Below are 15,922 nucleotides of genomic sequence, written 5' to 3'. Positions count from 1 at the left end.
CGGCAACATGCGCGCAGCCTGCACCACTAACAATCATATAAAGGAATAGATTATGCGTTATGCAGACCCCAATACTGACGGTTCAAAAGTTCATTTTAAAGCACAATACGATAATTTCATTGGCGGCGAATGGGTCGCTCCAGTCAAAGGTGAATACTTTGACAATATCTCTCCGGTAGATGGCAAAGTCTTTACCAAAGTGCCGCGTTCTTCTGTAGAAGACATTGAGTTGGCGCTTGATGCAGCGCATAAAGCCAAAGAGCAATGGAACCGGTCATCACCGACCACCCGCTCCAATATCCTGCTGAAAATTGCAGATCGTCTGGAACAAAATCTGGAACTGCTGGCTGTGGCAGAAACCTGGGACAATGGTAAGCCAATTCGTGAAACACTGGCTGCCGATATTCCGCTGGCCATTGACCATTTCCGTTATTTTGCCGGCTGTATCCGTGCACAGGAAGGCGGCATTTCCGAAATCGATGAAGATACCATTGCTTATCATTTTCATGAACCGTTGGGCGTCGTGGGTCAAATTATCCCGTGGAACTTCCCGATTCTGATGGCTGCCTGGAAACTGGCACCTGCCCTAGCTGCAGGTAACTGTATCGTGCTGAAACCTGCGGAACAGACTCCGGTCAGTATTCTGGTTCTGGCTGAACTGATTCAGGATATTTTGCCGCCGGGCGTGTTGAACATCGTCAATGGCTACGGGGTCGAAGTCGGCCGTCCACTGGCGACCAATCCCCGTATTGCCAAGATTGCCTTTACCGGCTCGACTGCCGTCGGCCAAATGATAATGCAGTATGCAACTGAAAATATTATTCCGGTAACGCTGGAACTTGGCGGTAAATCACCGAATCTGTTCTTTGCCGACATCATGGATCAGGAAGACGATTATCTGGACAAGGCACTGGAAGGCTTTGCCATGTTTGCCCTGAATCAAGGTGAAATCTGTACCTGCCCTTCCCGGGCCTTGGTACAGGAAAGTATTGCCGATGAGTTTTTAGCGCGTGCAGTAGAACGGGTACAACGCATTAAAACCGGTCATCCACTGGATACTGATACTATGATTGGCGCGCAAGCTTCTCAGGAACAGCAGGACAAGATTCTGGGCTGTATTGCCACTGGCCGTGAAGAAGGTGCACAGATCCTGACCGGTGGTGAAGCACGTCAGGAAGTCGGTCAAGGTTTCTATATTGAACCGACCATCTTTAAAGGCACCAATGACATGAAGACCTTTCAGGATGAAATCTTCGGGCCTGTACTGGCTGTGACCACCTTTAAAGACTTTGATGATGCGATCAAGATTGCCAATGATACGATTTATGGTTTAGGTGCCGGTGTCTGGTCACGCTCAGCGCATACCTCCTACCGTGCAGGACGCGCGATTCAAGCGGGTCGGGTCTGGACCAACTGTTATCATATTTATCCTGCACATGCGGCTTTCGGTGGTTATAAAAAATCAGGCATTGGACGTGAGAATCACAGAATGATGCTGGATCATTATCAGCAGACTAAAAACTTGCTAGTCAGCTATTCGACCAAACCGGCTGGTTTCTTCTAAGTATGAATTTTCTCAAAAGCGAACTGCGGTTCGCTTTTTTGTTTTATTCAAGTTTTTTAATATCTGGTAAATTTTTCTGCTCTTGATCGTTGACCAGCAAAATAAAAGTCTGAAAATCACAAAAACAGGAATAAAACTGTATAAAAAACAAATTAATACTTTAACTTAGAAGGACTTCGCCTAAGTTTTTCATTTTTTATGCATTTTAACTGTTCAAAAAACCTGCATAAAGCCCTGGCTTTCATTTAAAGTCGGCTTTTCATGATTCCCAAGACTGTGTATAACATTGAACCACTATAGGGAAACTAATAAGCATAGGCAAAATTGCTTAAAAAGCGTTAGACTATGTACCCAATAATGTCATGATTCGGTCTGATCAAGATCAAAAAAGAAGGTGAAGGTTGATGCCGCTCAATACTGTTGAAGAGCTTGTAGCAGATATCCGTGCAGGAAAAATGGTCATCCTGATGGATGATGAAGATCGTGAAAATGAAGGCGACTTAGTGATTGCTGCCACGCACGTACGTCCTGAAGACATCAACTTCATGATCACCCATGCACGTGGTCTGGTCTGCCTGACTTTAAGCAAAGAGCGTTGCCAGCAGTTGAATCTGCCTTTGATGGTCGATGCAAACGGTGCCCAGCATGGAACCAATTTTACCCTGTCAATTGAAGCAGCCAAAGGTATTTCTACCGGGATCTCACCGGCTGAACGTGCGCACACGATTCAAACTGCGGTGGCTGCTCATGCCAAACCGGCAGATATTGTACAGCCAGGACACATCTTCCCGCTGATGGCGCAGCCGGGTGGCGTATTGCACCGTGCCGGGCATACCGAGGCAGGTTGTGATCTTTCTCGTTTAGCAGGACTGGAACCGGCTTCGGTGATTTGTGAAATCATCAATGAAGATGGCACGATGGCGCGCCGTCCGGATCTTGAAGTTTTTGCTGAAAAGCATGGTTTGAAAATTGGCACCATTGCCGACCTGATTCATTACCGCATGACCAATGAGCAAACGGTTGAGCGTCTCGATCATCAAAAACTCGACACCGAATACGGCACATTTGATTTATATCGTTATCGTGAACTGGGCAACCCGGATATTCATTTGGCCCTGGTCAAAGGCGAGCCTAAACAAGGCGTGACCACCGTTCGTGTACATGGTTTTAATCCGACCCGTGATTTGCTCAAACTGAAAAAACAGGACGGCGAACCGGCCTGGAACTTAGACCGCGCATTAAAAGAAATTTCCAATAGTGATCGTGGTGTACTGGTCTGGATTGGGCAACGTCATTTACAGGATTTGGGTCCAGCATTAGATACCTTAAATGCACCAAAAAATGTAAAATCAAATGCTGCACTGTCTCAGCAGTATCAGACCATTGGTGTCGGTGCACAAATTTTGCGTGATCTAGGCGTTGAAAAAATGAAGCTGCTCAGCTCTCCATTGCGCTTCAATGCACTATCAGGCTTTAACTTAGAAGTGGTGGAATACATCACCGCACAACAAACATCTTAAGAAATTATCGAGGTTGTTATGGCAGTTCGCCGTATTGAAGGTATGTTACATCTCGCGAACGAAGACCGTTATGCGATTTTAGTTGGTCGTTTTAACAGCTTTGTGGTTGAACATCTGTTAGAAGGTGCCATTGATACATTGAAACGTCATGGTGTATCAGAGGATAATATCACTGTTGTTCATGCACCTGGTGCCTGGGAACTTCCTGTAGTTGCGAAAAAACTGGCAGCTTCAGATCGTTTCGATGCCATCATCGCGCTTGGCGCCGTGATTCGTGGTAGCACGCCTCACTTCGATTTCGTTGCAGGCGAATGTGCCAAAGGTTTAGGCGTGGTTGGCCTGGACACTGGCTTACCTGTCATTAACGGTGTACTCACTACGGACAGTATTGAACAAGCGATTGAACGCTCTGGAACAAAAGCAGGCAATAAAGGTAGCGAAGCTGCCCTGACTGCGATTGAAATGGTTAACTTGTTAAAGGCTATTTAACGCTATGTCGCAAACACTTCAAGCAACTTATGCAGCAAAACGTAAAGCACGTCGCTTTGCTGTACAAGGAATTTATGAATGGCAAATGAGCCACAATCCGGTGCATGAGATTGAAGCACGTACGCGTGTGGAAAATGCCATGCACAAAGTGGATCTGAGCTATTATCATGAATTGTTGACTCAAGTGGTTGCCAATCATGAAGCATTGGATGCGCTCTTAATCCCGGTACTCGATCGCGAACTTTCTGCACTTGACGGTGTTGAACTTGCGACCCTTCGTCTTGGTGCATATGAACTTAAAGAACATCTTGAGATTCCATATCGCGTGGTTCTAGATGAAGCGATCGAGCTGGCTAAACATTTTGGCGGTGCCGATAGCCATAAATACATCAATGGTGTATTGGATCGTTTAGCGACAACTTTGCGTGCAGCAGAAAAACAGCAGTCTAACTAATAGCGTAGATTCGTTGTATGGCTGAATTTTCGATTATCGACACCTATTTCAATCGCAAGAATGCCAATTCTGTCGATCTGGGCGTCGGTGACGATTCAGCCTTGCTCACCCCTCCTCCTCAGCAACAACTGGTCATCTGTGCCGACACCCTGATTGCTGGACGCCATTTTCCAATGAATACCAATCCGCATGCGATTGGCTGGAAATCTGTGGCTGTCAATTTATCTGATATTGCCGCGATGGGCGCAACCCCGCACAGTATTTTACTCGCATTGAGCCTACCCCAAATTGATCATGACTGGCTAAAAGCTTTTAGTCAGGGTTTATATGATTGTTGCGATCAATTTGGTGTGAGCTTAATCGGTGGTGATACCACTCAAAGTCCTCATTTAACCCTGTCTATCACAGCATTGGGCTGGGTGGATATTGGTCAAGCCATTCCACGCTCAGGTGCGAAACCCGGTGATCTGATCTGTGTCAGTGGAACTGTCGGTGATGCAGCTTTTGCACTCCAGCATCTTGGTCATCCACTGCAAAAACGTCTGGACTATCCAACGCCACGTTGTCAGCTCGGTGCTGCCCTAAAAGGTCTGGCGCATAGCATGATTGACGTCTCGGATGGTTTGGCCCAAGATCTTGGACATATTCTCAAAGCCTCTCAAGTCGGTGCCAAGCTGCAACTTGAAAACCTGCCGATCAGTCCCACCCTGCATGCTTTAAACGATGAGCAAAAATGGCAATATGCCCTCGCTGGTGGCGATGATTACGAATTATGCTTTACAATAAGCCCGCAAAATTACGAAAAATTATTGCAAAAACAACTTGATGTTTCGATTAGTATGATCGGCACAATTCAGCAGCAACACGGCTTAACTTTTGAAAAAGATGGCGTAGATCATTCACTTCAATTTAATGGGTATCAACATTTTGCATAAACCTGCGATTAATTTTAAAGCCATGTCATGGATCGACCGACTGATTGTCTTTAGTGGGGTTGGTTTTGGTTCTGGTCTGGCACCTAAAGCACCCGGTACCTTTGGTTCGGCCTTTGCACTTTTATTTATTCCTATTTGGCTGCATCTTGGTTTTCTAAACAGTGTTTTTGCCATTGCCATCATGTCCCTGGTTGGCATATATATCTGCGGGCATACTGCTAGAGTCATGGGTGTACATGATGATGGCCGCATCGTCTGGGATGAATTTGCCGGACAATCCATCACATTTTTGCCCCTGATCTACTTAGGTCAGATGAACTGGTTATGGTTGCTCATCGGTTTTGCGCTATTCAGATTATTTGATATCTGGAAACCTTGGCCGATCCGTGTGATTGACCGACAGGTCGACGGTGGCTTCGGCATCATGCTGGATGACATTATTGCCGGCCTTTGGGCTGCTCTTTGTATTCTGCTTTATTTTTACTTCATCGTGGCATAAGCCATATTTAGGATTAGAACATGTCAACGACTGTTATTATTCTTGCTGCAGGTAAAGGAACGCGCATGCGCTCTAGCTTACCGAAAGTATTACAACCCCTTGCAGGACGTCCTTTACTGGGTCATGTCATTGAAACGGCAAAAAAATTAAACGCAGATAATATTATTACGATTTATGGTCACGGCGGTGATCGGGTTCAGACAGCATTTGCACAAGAGGATATTAAATGGGTCGAACAGGCTGAACAGCTGGGTACCGGTCATGCCGTACAAATGACCTTGCCTGTCCTGCCACAAGACGGCGTCTCGCTGATTCTTTCCGGCGATGTACCGTGCATTAATCCTGTGACCTTGCAAAAATTACTCGATGCCACTGCAGAAACCGGTATTGGTCTGGTGACGCTTACCCTGCCAGATGCCAATGGTTATGGTCGTATTGTACGTGAAAATGGTGAAATCCAGGCCATTGTGGAGCACAAGGATGCTTCCGAAGAACAGCGTCAGATCAAGGAAATCAATACCGGTATTTATGCCGTCAGCAATGCCAAGTTGCATCAATGGCTGCCAAATTTAAGCAATGACAATGCGCAGGGTGAATATTACCTGACTGATATTGTCGCGATGGCTTTGGCAGATGGTATACAAGTTGCATCGGTAGAACCTGAGCAGGCTTTTGAAGTTGAAGGGGTAAATGACCGCGTGCAGCTCGCTGCTTTAGAGCGTCAGTTCCAGTCTTATCAAGCCAAACAGCTAATGCAGCAAGGTGTACATCTGATTGATCCAAGCCGCTTTGACTTGCGTGGTAATTTAACTGTCGGTCAGGATGTCCGCATTGATATCAATGTGATTATCGAAGGTGATTGCGAGCTGGGCGACAACGTTGAAATTGGCGCTGGCTGTATCATTAAGAATAGCAAGATTGCAGCTGGCACCAAGGTTCAACCATATAGCATTTTTGACAATGCTATCGTTGGTGAAGATACCCAGATTGGACCTTTTGCACGACTCCGTCCGGGTGCACAATTGGCCAATGAAGTGCATATCGGTAACTTTGTTGAAGTTAAAAATACCTCGATTGGTCTAGGCTCTAAAGCCAACCATTTTACCTATCTGGGTGATGCTGAAGTTGGTGCAGGCTCAAACATCGGTGCAGGGACTATTACCTGTAATTACGATGGTGCCAACAAATTTAAAACAATTATTGGTGATCAAGCCTTTATTGGCTCGAACAGTTCATTAGTGGCACCTGTGAGAATTGGTAACGGTGCTACAGTGGGTGCAGGCTCGACGATTACCCGTGATGTGGAAGACAACAGTTTGGCAGTAGAGCGCTCTAAGCAATTTGCCAAAGAAAACTATCCACGTCCGCAAAAAATCAAGAAATAAGGGGAACAAATATGTGTGGTATCGTCGGTGGCATTGCGGAACGCAGCATTACCAATATTTTGATTGAAGGCTTAAAACGCCTGGAATACCGTGGTTATGATTCAGCAGGTTTGGCACTCATTAACAACAGCCAAGTCCTACGTGAACGCCGTGTCGGTAAGGTTGCAAACCTTGAACAGGCTGTGAATGAATCCCAGATTAGCGGTTCACTCGGCATTGCGCATACACGCTGGGCCACCCATGGCAAACCGACTGAAGAAAATGCCCATCCGCATATTTCTGAAAATGTAGCAGTGGTCCATAACGGGATTATCGAAAACTATCAGGAACTGAAAGATGATCTTGAAGCTTTAGGCTATGTGTTTACCTCACAGACTGATACTGAAGTGGTTGCCCATCTGATCAATGATGCGCTGAAATCTACCCCGAGCCTGTTAGAAGCTGTACGCCAGGTGGTTCCACAACTGAAAGGTGCCTATGCACTGGGTATCGTACATACTGACCACCCTGATGAACTGATTACCGTACGTGAAGGTTCTCCGCTCGTCATTGGTGTCGGTATTGGTGAAAACTTTATCAGTTCTGACCAGTTGGCTCTGCTCCCGATTACCAACCGTTTTATTTATCTTGAAGAAGGCGATATTGCCCGTTTGACCCGTACCACGATTGAAGTCTTTGTCGATGGTCAACTTGTCGATCGTCCGGTCAAGGAACTGGATGCTGCCGTCAGCAATGCTTCTAAAGGTGAATACAAGCACTACATGCTCAAAGAAATTTATGAGCAGCCTGAAGCGATCAAACAGACCATTTCCCAAGCTTTAAATGGCAATGACCTGCGTGAAGATTTTCTTGCCAGTGCGGAACAAGACTTTGCAAAAATCCAGCAAATCCAGATTATTGCCTGCGGTACCAGCTATCATGCCGGCATGATTGCCAAATACTGGTTTGAACAGCTGATTGACCTGCCTTGCCAGGTCGAGATTGCCAGCGAGTTCCGTTATCGCACTCCGGTGATTGTGAACAACACGCTATATGTATGTATTTCCCAGTCCGGTGAAACTGCCGATACCTTGGCTGCCTTACGTGATACACAGAAACGTGCAACTGCCAAAGGCCTCGACATTAGCACGATGACGATCTGTAACGTGGCAACCTCTTCGATGGTACGTGAAACAGATTACAGCCTGCTGACTTTAGCTGGTCCTGAAATTGGCGTGGCTTCCACCAAAGCCTTTACCACCCAGCTTGCAGCCTTGATGCTGTTGGTACTGAAAATCGGTTCTGTAAAAAATACTATTTCTACAGAAAAAATGACGGAAATTACCACAGGACTTTGGCATATGCCTAAAGTCATGCTGGATACCTTGCGTCATGATGATGAGCTTCTACGCCTTTCTGAACTGTTTGTTGAAAAGCAGCACTGCCTGTTCTTGGGCCGTGGTACGCATTTCCCGATCGCACTGGAAGGCGCACTCAAGCTGAAAGAAATTTCCTATATTCATGCTGAAGGTTATGCTGCAGGCGAACTGAAACACGGGCCATTGGCACTGGTTGACAATGACATGCCGGTAGTGATTCTGGCACCACAGGATGACATGCTGGATAAGCTCAAATCCAATATGGAAGAAGTTCAGGCGCGTGGTGGCGAGCTATTTGTGTTTGCTGATGAAAACAGCGGCATTAAAGCCAAAGAACGCCAGCATGTGGTACATATTCCGGCAGTCAATGCAGTGCTGGCACCGATTGTGTATAGCATCCCGGTGCAGTTATTGTCTTATCATGTGGCAGTGCTACGTGGTACGGATGTGGATCAGCCACGCAACCTGGCAAAATCGGTTACCGTAGAATAATTAAAATTGAATCAAGGCTGGGGAACCGGCCTTTTTCTTCTGAATGGAGAGCCTCTAAATGACAAAACTGACTTGCTTCAAAGCCTATGATATTCGTGGCAAACTGGGTACAGAACTCAATGAAGATATCGCCTACAAAATTGGCCGGGCTTATGGACAAATTTATCAACCTAAAACAGTAGCCATTGGTTGTGATATACGACTCAGCAGTGAAGAGCTAAAACAGGCCACCATTCGCGGCTTGAATGATGCCGGGGTCAATGTGCTGGATCTTGGCATGACCGGGACCGAAGAAGTTTATTTCGCAGCTTTCCACCTGGATGTTCAGGGTGGTATTGAAGTTACTGCCAGCCATAATCCAATGGACTATAATGGGATGAAACTGGTGCGTGAAAATGCCCGTCCGATCAGTGCAGATACAGGCTTAAAAGAAATTCAGGCCTTGGCCGAATCAGGGCAATTCATTGAAGTTAGCCAAAAAGGTCATACGGAAAAATATAATATCCTGCCAGAATTTATCGACCACCTGATGACCTATATCGATCCGGCAAAAATCCGCCCGATGAAACTGGTGATGAATGCTGGTAATGGTGCCGCAGGACATGTGGTTGATGCGCTTGAACAGAAGTTTCAACAACTCCAGATTCCGGTTGAATTTGTCAAAATTCACAATGAGGCCGATGGTAACTTCCCGAATGGCATCCCGAATCCAATTCTGGTTGAAAACCGTGATAGCACCCGTGATGCAGTCATTCAGCATGGTGCGGATATGGGCATTGCCTGGGATGGCGACTTTGACCGCTGCTTCCTGTTCGATGAAAAAGGGCAGTTCATTGAAGGTTATTATATTGTTGGCCTTCTGGCGCAGGCATTCCTGCTGAAGCAGTCTGGCGAAAAAATTGTCCATGACCCGCGTCTGGTCTGGAATACGCTGGATGTGGTAGAGCAGTATCAGGGGATTACCGTCCAATCAAAATCAGGGCATGCCTTCATTAAAGATGTCATGCGTGAACATAATGCGGCTTATGGCGGGGAAATGAGTGCCCATCACTATTTCCGTGATTTTGCTTACTGTGACAGCGGCATGATTCCATGGTTACTGGCTATGGCGGTACTGTCTGAAACAGGAAAATCCTTATCTTCTCTTGTGGAAGAAATGATCGCCAAGTTCCCATGTTCAGGTGAAATTAATTTTAAAGTGGCCGATACCCAGGCAACCATCCAAAAACTTTTCGATCATTATGCCGATCAAAAACCAGAAATTGACCAGACCGACGGCGTCAGCCTGAATTTTGGTAGCTGGCGTTTTAATGTGCGCGCCTCCAATACTGAACCATTATTGCGTTTGAATATTGAAAGCCGCCGTGATCATCATCCACGACCGATGCAGGACTATGTCGATGAGCTGACCCAGCTGATCCAGGGCAATGCTTAAGTCCTCAAAAAGCCTGAAAACAATGCCCTTAAACCAGAGAAAAGACTCCAGTTTTTAGGGTACTTTTCCGGCCTGAAGCTTTTATGAAAAATGTTTTTCGAGTATATCCACTGTGATATTTGTATTCATTTTTCGCGCAAACAGCATGCCTGACTTCTTCATTTTATCAAAATCAGACACATCTAAAGTTCTTGGATAATCCGGCCCGGAATCCCAGTCAATATATCTTAGCCCTGTTTCACAATCCTCTATCCTATGCTGGACATGATAGATGCGTTGCTGAAAATGGGAATTATAAATAATGGTATGGAAAAAGATTTCATCTGCACAGAGTGAAGATTTAAAGGTTTTTGCATAATCCGGATTCGCTTCCAGATAATCCAGAATAAATGTCACCGCCTGATCGGTGAGAGTAATCCAGTTTGAACCTTTATATAGTTTAGGTAAATGAGAAATATCCTGTTTACGGAAGTGCCGGCAATACCATAATGCCCATCTGTTCAGGAACTGAAATAATGGTGATTTAGCTTTCTGATACATAATCGGTAAATACAGGACATTCACCCGTTGTTCCACATCATCTGGTAAATCATCATGACCCACAAACTCGGTCTGTTTTTGATATTCTTTTTCTAGAAATAATTCTCTTGCGGTATTGAAACATAAAGGAATGTCATCTCCGGACAGGAAGAAAAAATAGCCGTAATCATATTTTTGTGCTTCCTGCAGGAGTTTTAACATGACTTCAATTTGGCTATAGCTGCCCCATCGTACATCTGTCCGGTCTGCTAAAAAATATACCTGATCAAGCTGTCCGAATTGAGTATGAAATGGGGCAAGGTCGGCTTTTTGATCGACATGAATAAGAATAATACTATGAGGACTTTTCAGCAGCTCATTCACCAGAAAAACCAATGAATGGGTAAGTTGATGACAAATAACCCCATAAATAAAATTCATATCTATGATCCATATCCTTTGGGGTTCTGCTTTTGCCATTTCCAGCTATCGGCGAGCATATCCTCCAAGCCATATTCGGGTGTCCAGCCCAACTCTTTTACTGCACGCGCATTGTCTGCATAGAAACTTGCCAAATCACCATCACGTCGTGCAGCGAACTCAAACGGAATCTGGATCTGATTCACTTTCTCAAAGGTATCTTTCAGGGTTAATACCGATATCGGTTGGCCCGTACCAATATTCCAGGCCCGGCAGCCTTGATGCTTTAAACGATTCTGAATTGCTAAAACATGTGCTTTCGCTAAATCCACTACATGAATAAAGTCACGCTCACAGGTGCCGTCGGCCGTGTCGTAATCATGGCCAAAAATAGACAGCTTTTCACGCAGACCTACCGCAACTTGAGTCACAAAAGGCATCAGATTGTTGGGAATACCCAATGGATCTTCACCAATCTGTCCACTTTTATGCGCGCCGACCGGATTAAAATAACGTAGCAAGGCAATGGACCAACGTTCATCTGCAATTGCTACTTTTTCTAACATCTGCTCAACAACCAACTTGGTATAGCCATAATTATTATTCGGCATACTTAAGGGCATATCTTCCTGATATGGAGAAGGATTATCTTCACCATACACAGTGGCGGAAGAGCTAAAGACCAGTTTATACACCTGTGCGCGCTGCATCGCCTGAACCAGACTAATTGAACCGGCAATATTATTATCAAAATAAGCCAATGGAATCTGCTGGCTTTCACCGACTGCTTTAAGACCGGCAAAATGAATTACCGCATCAATCGAATTTTGCTGAAAGACCTGATCGAGTAACTGGCTATCCCGGATATCGCCTTCCACAAAGGTCAGGCTTTTTTTGGTCAGCTTTTCTACTCGGCTTAAGGACTCGGAGGAGCTATTGCACAGATTATCAAGTACAATTACCTCATGTCTGGCATTCAACAATTCTACACAGGTATGTGAACCAATATAGCCTGCCCCACCTGTGACCAAAATTTTAGCCATTTGACTTTCCTAATAAAATTTTAATGAGGCCTTGGGTAGAACCGTCCAAACCATCCAGATCGGTTTGTTCACCATTCAGTATTGGCAATAGCTGGTTGGCAATTTCCTTGCCTTTTTCTACGCCCCACTGGTCAAACGGATTGATATTCCACAGCACGGACTGGACAAATACCTTGTGCTCATACAGTGCAATAAGCATGCCCAAACTGTATGGATTGAGTTCCTGCAATAACAGGGTACTGCTCGGCTGATTACCTTCATACTGTTTATAAGCCGGTAAGCTCGCCAATTCAGTTTGATCCAGTGCTTCATTGCCAAAAGCCAGTAAGCGCGATTGCGCCAGACAGTTGGATAAGGCCAGATGATGTTGTTCGACTAATGCTTCAGCGCTGTCTGCATAGGTATATTGCTGGCTGTTATAACGTTCTACCGGTGCAATAAAATCACAGCTGACTGACTGCGTACCCTGATGCAATAACTGATAGAAGGCATGCTGGGCATTCGGCCCGACCTCACCCCAGATAATCGGGCAGGTATCTAGCTGGACTTTCTCGCCATTACGTTGAATTGATTTGCCGTTGGATTCCATTTCCAGCTGTTGCAGATAGGAGGCAAAATATTTCAGCCGACCATCATAAGGCAGAATTGCATGGGTCTGAATATCCAGAAAATTGGTATTCCATGCTCCCAAAAGCCCCATCAATACCGGAATATTGCGCTCAAAAGGCTGGTACTGGAAATGCTGATCAATTGCATAAGCACCAGCCAGCAGCTGCTTGAAGCCTTCAATCCCGATACTCAGGGCAATTGGCAGTCCGATACAGGACCAGAGTGAATAACGCCCGCCGACCCAGTCCCAAAGCAATAACTGGTTTTCCGGTACGATACCCCACGCCGTCATTTTTTCCGGTTTGGTCGATACTCCAATAAAATGATGCTTGAGAATATAAGGATGTTGACCTAAGGCCTTTTCCAGCCACAAGCGTACCGTCTGAGCATTGGTCAGGGTATCAATGGTGCCGAAGGATTTGGAGGAAATAATAAACAGTGTCGTTTCCGGACGCAGCTGATGCAACAGCTCAGACAACTGACTGCCATCCATAGTCGAAACAAAATGTACGTTGAGTGGCTGGGCAGACTGGTATTTAAAATCAGATAAAGCATGCGTGACCATCAAGGGACCGAGGTCTGATCCGCCCACCCCGATATTGACCACATCCTGAATGACTTCCCCGGTGGCACCGCGACGCTGTCCGGCATGAATCTGTTCCACCAGCGCATACATACGCTCCAGCTGGGCATGCACATCAGCTGCCAGATCAGCATGCTGTTGATCCTGTTTGGGCAGGCGCAGTGCCCAGTGCATGGCAGCACGCTGCTCGGTATAGTTGATTTTTTGACTGGAAAACAGGGAGCCAATCCAGGATCTGAGGTTCTGTGCATCGGCCCATTCGATCAGGCCTTGTATCACATTTTGATTGATTCTGTGTTTGCTATAGTCAAATAGCAGTTGTTCAAACTGAATGGAATATCGATTAAAGCGCTCCGGGTCAGCAGCAAACAGTTCCCGCAGATGCTCAGACTGAAGTTGTTCTTTGTTCGAGGCGAGTTTCTGACACACAGTTTCAGTGTCGAGATTTGGATTAAAATGGCTCAACATTAACGTCCCACCCCAATATAATTAAAACCGCGTGTCTTGACATACGTCGGATCATACAGATTACGCCCATCCAGAATCAGGGGATGCTGCATTAGCTTGATCAGATATGGATAATCCGGACTGCCGTACTGTTTCCATGCCGTCATCAGACACAAGGCATACGCCCCTTCCACAGCCTGATACTGGTCTTTACACAGGATCAGGTCTTCCCGTGGCCCATAAACCTTTTCAATATTTGTGATTGCCTGAGGATCATGCAGCTTGACCGTCACGCCTTGTGCCCACAAAGCGGTCAGCATGGCATGTACCGGAGACTGCTGGATACTCGGCGTGTTTTCCTTAAAGGCTGCACCCCAGATCGCAATAACTTTACCCTTTAAGTCTCCACGGAAATAGTTCCAGAGTTTACGAAACAGTAATTCTTTTTGCTGTTCGTTAATGTCCCAGACCTGTTCCAGCAACTGGTTTTTTACCCCTGAATCTGCCACGGCGTGAGTAAGCGTCCGGATATCATGGGAGAAATTCTCTCCACCAAAACCAACGCCGGGGAACAGATAGGCAGAACCAATCCGGTTATCCGCAGCCATGCCTTGCCGTACCTGTTCAATATCAATGCCAAGCTTTTCTGCCACACTGGCCAGATCATTCATATAACTGATCCGGGTGGCGAGCATGCCGGAAATACTCAACTTGGTAAATTCGGCATCCAGAACCGGCATAAATAGATACTGCTGCGCGCGTGGAAATAATGGACGTAATAATTCTTTGATTTTAGGCTGGATATCTGCATGATCACAGCCCACAATCAACTGGGTGGCCTGAGTAAAGCTACGCAGTGCATTCCCTTCCTGAATAATATCTGGCAGATAAATCCAGTCATCATTCGGCAGCAACTGCTGAAAGCGCTGCGTGCCATGCAAGCCAAAGGTCGAGGCATTAATCATCAGCTTGGGATGGGCAAAACAGGCATGCCGGATGGTGTCCAGCATCTGAAACGCTTGCTGTTCTTCAGTCGCATTAAAACTAAAGAAAAACACATCCTGATTAAAATCCAGATGCTGAAAATCGCAACAGTTTAAAAAACCAGATTTTTCCTGTTTTTGCAGTAATTGTTGTAGAGATTCATCCTGGAAATAGGGCCGGGCCGACTCATCTGCATTGAAGCTGTTACACCAGACCACCTGATGACCACATTCAGATAAAAGAGCTGAAATGACTCCGGAAAATAAGGTTTTTCCCAATACTGCGACTTTCATAATATTCCTTGATTATTATAATGCCAGTTCCTGAATTAATGCTTTAAACTCGGCACCGAGTTTAGGATGATCGACGCCATAATGTAAAACAGCTTTTAGATAACCTAACTTGCTGCCACAGTCAAAGGTCTGACCTTTCATGCGATAGGCTTCTACGGCTTCGGTTTGCTGCAGCATGGCGATGGCATCGGTCAGCTGGATTTCATTGCCTGCCCCGCGTGGGGTCTGTTCTAAAAGCTGCATGATTTTTGCCGGCAGAATATAACGCCCCACCACAGACAGATTCGATGGTGCCGTCCCGACTGCCGGTTTCTCAACGATCCCTTGCATGACTATACTTTCACCTTCCTCAGGTGATGCAGCAACATCAACAATGCCATACTGGTCGACCAGATGTTCAGGCACTGCTTCAACCATGATTTGTGAAGCTTGAGATTGTACATAGCGCTGAATCATGCGTGACAGGTCATTTTCCGGATCCTGATCTTTCACCAGCACATCCGGTAACAGCACTGCAAAATCATCATCACCAATCATGGCTTTGGCACACAGTACCGCATGACCCAGACCCAAAGGCTGCGGCTGGCGTACACTAATCACACTCACGCCTGCAGGCAGAATCTCCGTAATTTCTTTCAGCAGGTCGATTTTGTTTTTTTGCTCAAGGGTGGTTTCAAGCTCAAAGTTACGGTCAAAATAATTTTCAATCGAAGCCTTGGAAGAATGGGTCACCAGAATAATCTGCTCAATTCCGGCAGCAACGGCTTCACGCACCACATATTCAATTGCAGGGCGATCCACAACAGTAACCATTTCTTTCGGAATGGATTTACTGGCAGGTAAAAAACGCGTACCTAGACCCGCCACAGGGAGAATCGCTTTTTTAATCATAT

14 protein-coding genes are annotated in these 15,922 nt (G+C 45.9%); 9 read left to right on the top strand and 5 right to left on the bottom strand.

Annotated elements, in window-relative coordinates; all coding sequences use genetic code 11:
- Positions 1-52 precede the first annotated feature (52 nt).
- The 9 genes from exaC to AC13CK_RS06305 all read left to right on the top strand — a co-directional run bounded on the left by exaC (position 53) and on the right by AC13CK_RS06305 (position 10,131).
- Positions 53-1,564, top strand: a complete 1,512-nt coding sequence (exaC, locus tag AC13CK_RS06345; protein ID WP_482831019.1) for an acetaldehyde dehydrogenase ExaC — start codon at positions 53-55, stop codon at positions 1,562-1,564.
- Between the two features lie 404 nt (positions 1,565-1,968).
- Positions 1,969-3,084: a bifunctional 3,4-dihydroxy-2-butanone-4-phosphate synthase/GTP cyclohydrolase II gene (gene ribBA, locus AC13CK_RS06340; RefSeq protein ID WP_180075476.1), complete on the top strand. Its 1,116-nt coding sequence runs from the start codon at positions 1,969-1,971 to the stop codon at positions 3,082-3,084.
- Between the two features lie 18 nt (positions 3,085-3,102).
- Positions 3,103-3,573 (top strand): 6,7-dimethyl-8-ribityllumazine synthase, encoded by a 471-nt coding sequence (gene ribH / locus AC13CK_RS06335; protein WP_004280926.1) that lies wholly within the window; start codon positions 3,103-3,105, stop codon positions 3,571-3,573.
- A 4-nt stretch (positions 3,574-3,577) separates the two neighbouring features.
- Positions 3,578-4,027 carry a transcription antitermination factor NusB gene (gene nusB, locus AC13CK_RS06330; RefSeq protein ID WP_004280924.1) on the top strand — a complete coding sequence of 150 codons (450 nt, stop codon included), beginning with the start codon at positions 3,578-3,580 and terminating at the stop codon, positions 4,025-4,027.
- Positions 4,028-4,044: 17 nt separating this feature from the next.
- On the top strand, positions 4,045-4,962 hold the full coding sequence (gene thiL / locus AC13CK_RS06325) for a thiamine-phosphate kinase (protein ID WP_425880007.1): 918 nt from the start codon (positions 4,045-4,047) through the stop codon (positions 4,960-4,962).
- Positions 4,940-5,461, top strand: coding sequence for a phosphatidylglycerophosphatase A family protein (locus AC13CK_RS06320; protein ID WP_085064581.1), 522 nt, complete (start codon positions 4,940-4,942; stop codon positions 5,459-5,461). Before thiL ends, AC13CK_RS06320 begins: the two co-directional genes overlap by 23 nt.
- A 20-nt stretch (positions 5,462-5,481) precedes the next feature.
- Entirely contained in the window at positions 5,482-6,846 is a 1,365-nt protein-coding gene (glmU, locus tag AC13CK_RS06315; RefSeq protein WP_425880008.1) for a bifunctional UDP-N-acetylglucosamine diphosphorylase/glucosamine-1-phosphate N-acetyltransferase GlmU, read from the top strand.
- An 11-nt stretch (positions 6,847-6,857) separates the two neighbouring features.
- Positions 6,858-8,696 carry a glutamine--fructose-6-phosphate transaminase (isomerizing) gene (glmS, locus tag AC13CK_RS06310; protein WP_313565195.1) on the top strand — a complete coding sequence of 613 codons (1,839 nt, stop codon included), beginning with the start codon at positions 6,858-6,860 and terminating at the stop codon, positions 8,694-8,696.
- A 58-nt stretch (positions 8,697-8,754) separates the two neighbouring features.
- Entirely contained in the window at positions 8,755-10,131 is a 1,377-nt protein-coding gene (locus tag AC13CK_RS06305; RefSeq protein ID WP_005108344.1) for a phosphohexomutase domain-containing protein, read from the top strand.
- Between the two features lie 81 nt (positions 10,132-10,212).
- On the opposite strand, the gene AC13CK_RS06300 is transcribed toward AC13CK_RS06305, so the two are convergent.
- The 5 genes from AC13CK_RS06300 to galU are packed head-to-tail and all read right to left on the bottom strand — an operon-like array spanning position 10,213 to position 15,920.
- Positions 10,213-11,091, bottom strand: coding sequence for a beta-1,6-N-acetylglucosaminyltransferase (locus AC13CK_RS06300; protein WP_425880009.1), 879 nt, complete (start codon positions 11,089-11,091; stop codon positions 10,213-10,215).
- Between the two features lie 2 nt (positions 11,092-11,093).
- Positions 11,094-12,113: a UDP-glucose 4-epimerase GalE gene (galE, locus tag AC13CK_RS06295; protein WP_005108342.1), complete on the bottom strand. Its 1,020-nt coding sequence runs from the start codon at positions 12,111-12,113 to the stop codon at positions 11,094-11,096.
- Positions 12,106-13,773 carry a glucose-6-phosphate isomerase gene (pgi, locus tag AC13CK_RS06290; RefSeq protein ID WP_425880010.1) on the bottom strand — a complete coding sequence of 556 codons (1,668 nt, stop codon included), beginning with the start codon at positions 13,771-13,773 and terminating at the stop codon, positions 12,106-12,108. The genes galE and pgi overlap by 8 nt, the downstream gene beginning before the upstream one ends.
- Positions 13,773-15,029 carry a nucleotide sugar dehydrogenase gene (locus AC13CK_RS06285; protein WP_425880011.1) on the bottom strand — a complete coding sequence of 419 codons (1,257 nt, stop codon included), beginning with the start codon at positions 15,027-15,029 and terminating at the stop codon, positions 13,773-13,775. Before AC13CK_RS06285 ends, pgi begins: the two co-directional genes overlap by 1 nt.
- Before the next feature lie 15 nt (positions 15,030-15,044).
- Positions 15,045-15,920 (bottom strand): UTP--glucose-1-phosphate uridylyltransferase GalU, encoded by an 876-nt coding sequence (galU, locus tag AC13CK_RS06280; RefSeq protein WP_425880012.1) that lies wholly within the window; start codon positions 15,918-15,920, stop codon positions 15,045-15,047.
- Between the last annotated feature and the right edge of the window lie 2 nt (positions 15,921-15,922).

The organism is Acinetobacter sp. L-24, assembly GCF_056857555.1.
Note: the sequence above shows the minus strand (reverse complement) of the source record. Positions and strands in the feature narration are given on the sequence as shown.

Coding starts and splice junctions, on each gene's coding strand:
- galU (WP_425880012.1), bottom strand. CDS start 15,920: ATGATTAAAAAAGCGATTCTCCCTGTGGCGGGTCTAGGTACGCGTTTT.
- AC13CK_RS06320 (WP_085064581.1), top strand. CDS start 4,940: ATGGGTATCAACATTTTGCATAAACCTGCGATTAATTTTAAAGCCATG.
- glmS (WP_313565195.1), top strand. CDS start 6,858: ATGTGTGGTATCGTCGGTGGCATTGCGGAACGCAGCATTACCAATATT.
- galE (WP_005108342.1), bottom strand. CDS start 12,113: ATGGCTAAAATTTTGGTCACAGGTGGGGCAGGCTATATTGGTTCACAT.
- nusB (WP_004280924.1), top strand. CDS start 3,578: ATGTCGCAAACACTTCAAGCAACTTATGCAGCAAAACGTAAAGCACGT.
- glmU (WP_425880008.1), top strand. CDS start 5,482: ATGTCAACGACTGTTATTATTCTTGCTGCAGGTAAAGGAACGCGCATG.
- exaC (WP_482831019.1), top strand. CDS start 53: ATGCGTTATGCAGACCCCAATACTGACGGTTCAAAAGTTCATTTTAAA.
- thiL (WP_425880007.1), top strand. CDS start 4,045: ATGGCTGAATTTTCGATTATCGACACCTATTTCAATCGCAAGAATGCC.
- ribBA (WP_180075476.1), top strand. CDS start 1,969: ATGCCGCTCAATACTGTTGAAGAGCTTGTAGCAGATATCCGTGCAGGA.
- AC13CK_RS06300 (WP_425880009.1), bottom strand. CDS start 11,091: ATGAATTTTATTTATGGGGTTATTTGTCATCAACTTACCCATTCATTG.
- AC13CK_RS06285 (WP_425880011.1), bottom strand. CDS start 15,029: ATGAAAGTCGCAGTATTGGGAAAAACCTTATTTTCCGGAGTCATTTCA.
- AC13CK_RS06305 (WP_005108344.1), top strand. CDS start 8,755: ATGACAAAACTGACTTGCTTCAAAGCCTATGATATTCGTGGCAAACTG.
- ribH (WP_004280926.1), top strand. CDS start 3,103: ATGGCAGTTCGCCGTATTGAAGGTATGTTACATCTCGCGAACGAAGAC.
- pgi (WP_425880010.1), bottom strand. CDS start 13,773: ATGTTGAGCCATTTTAATCCAAATCTCGACACTGAAACTGTGTGTCAG.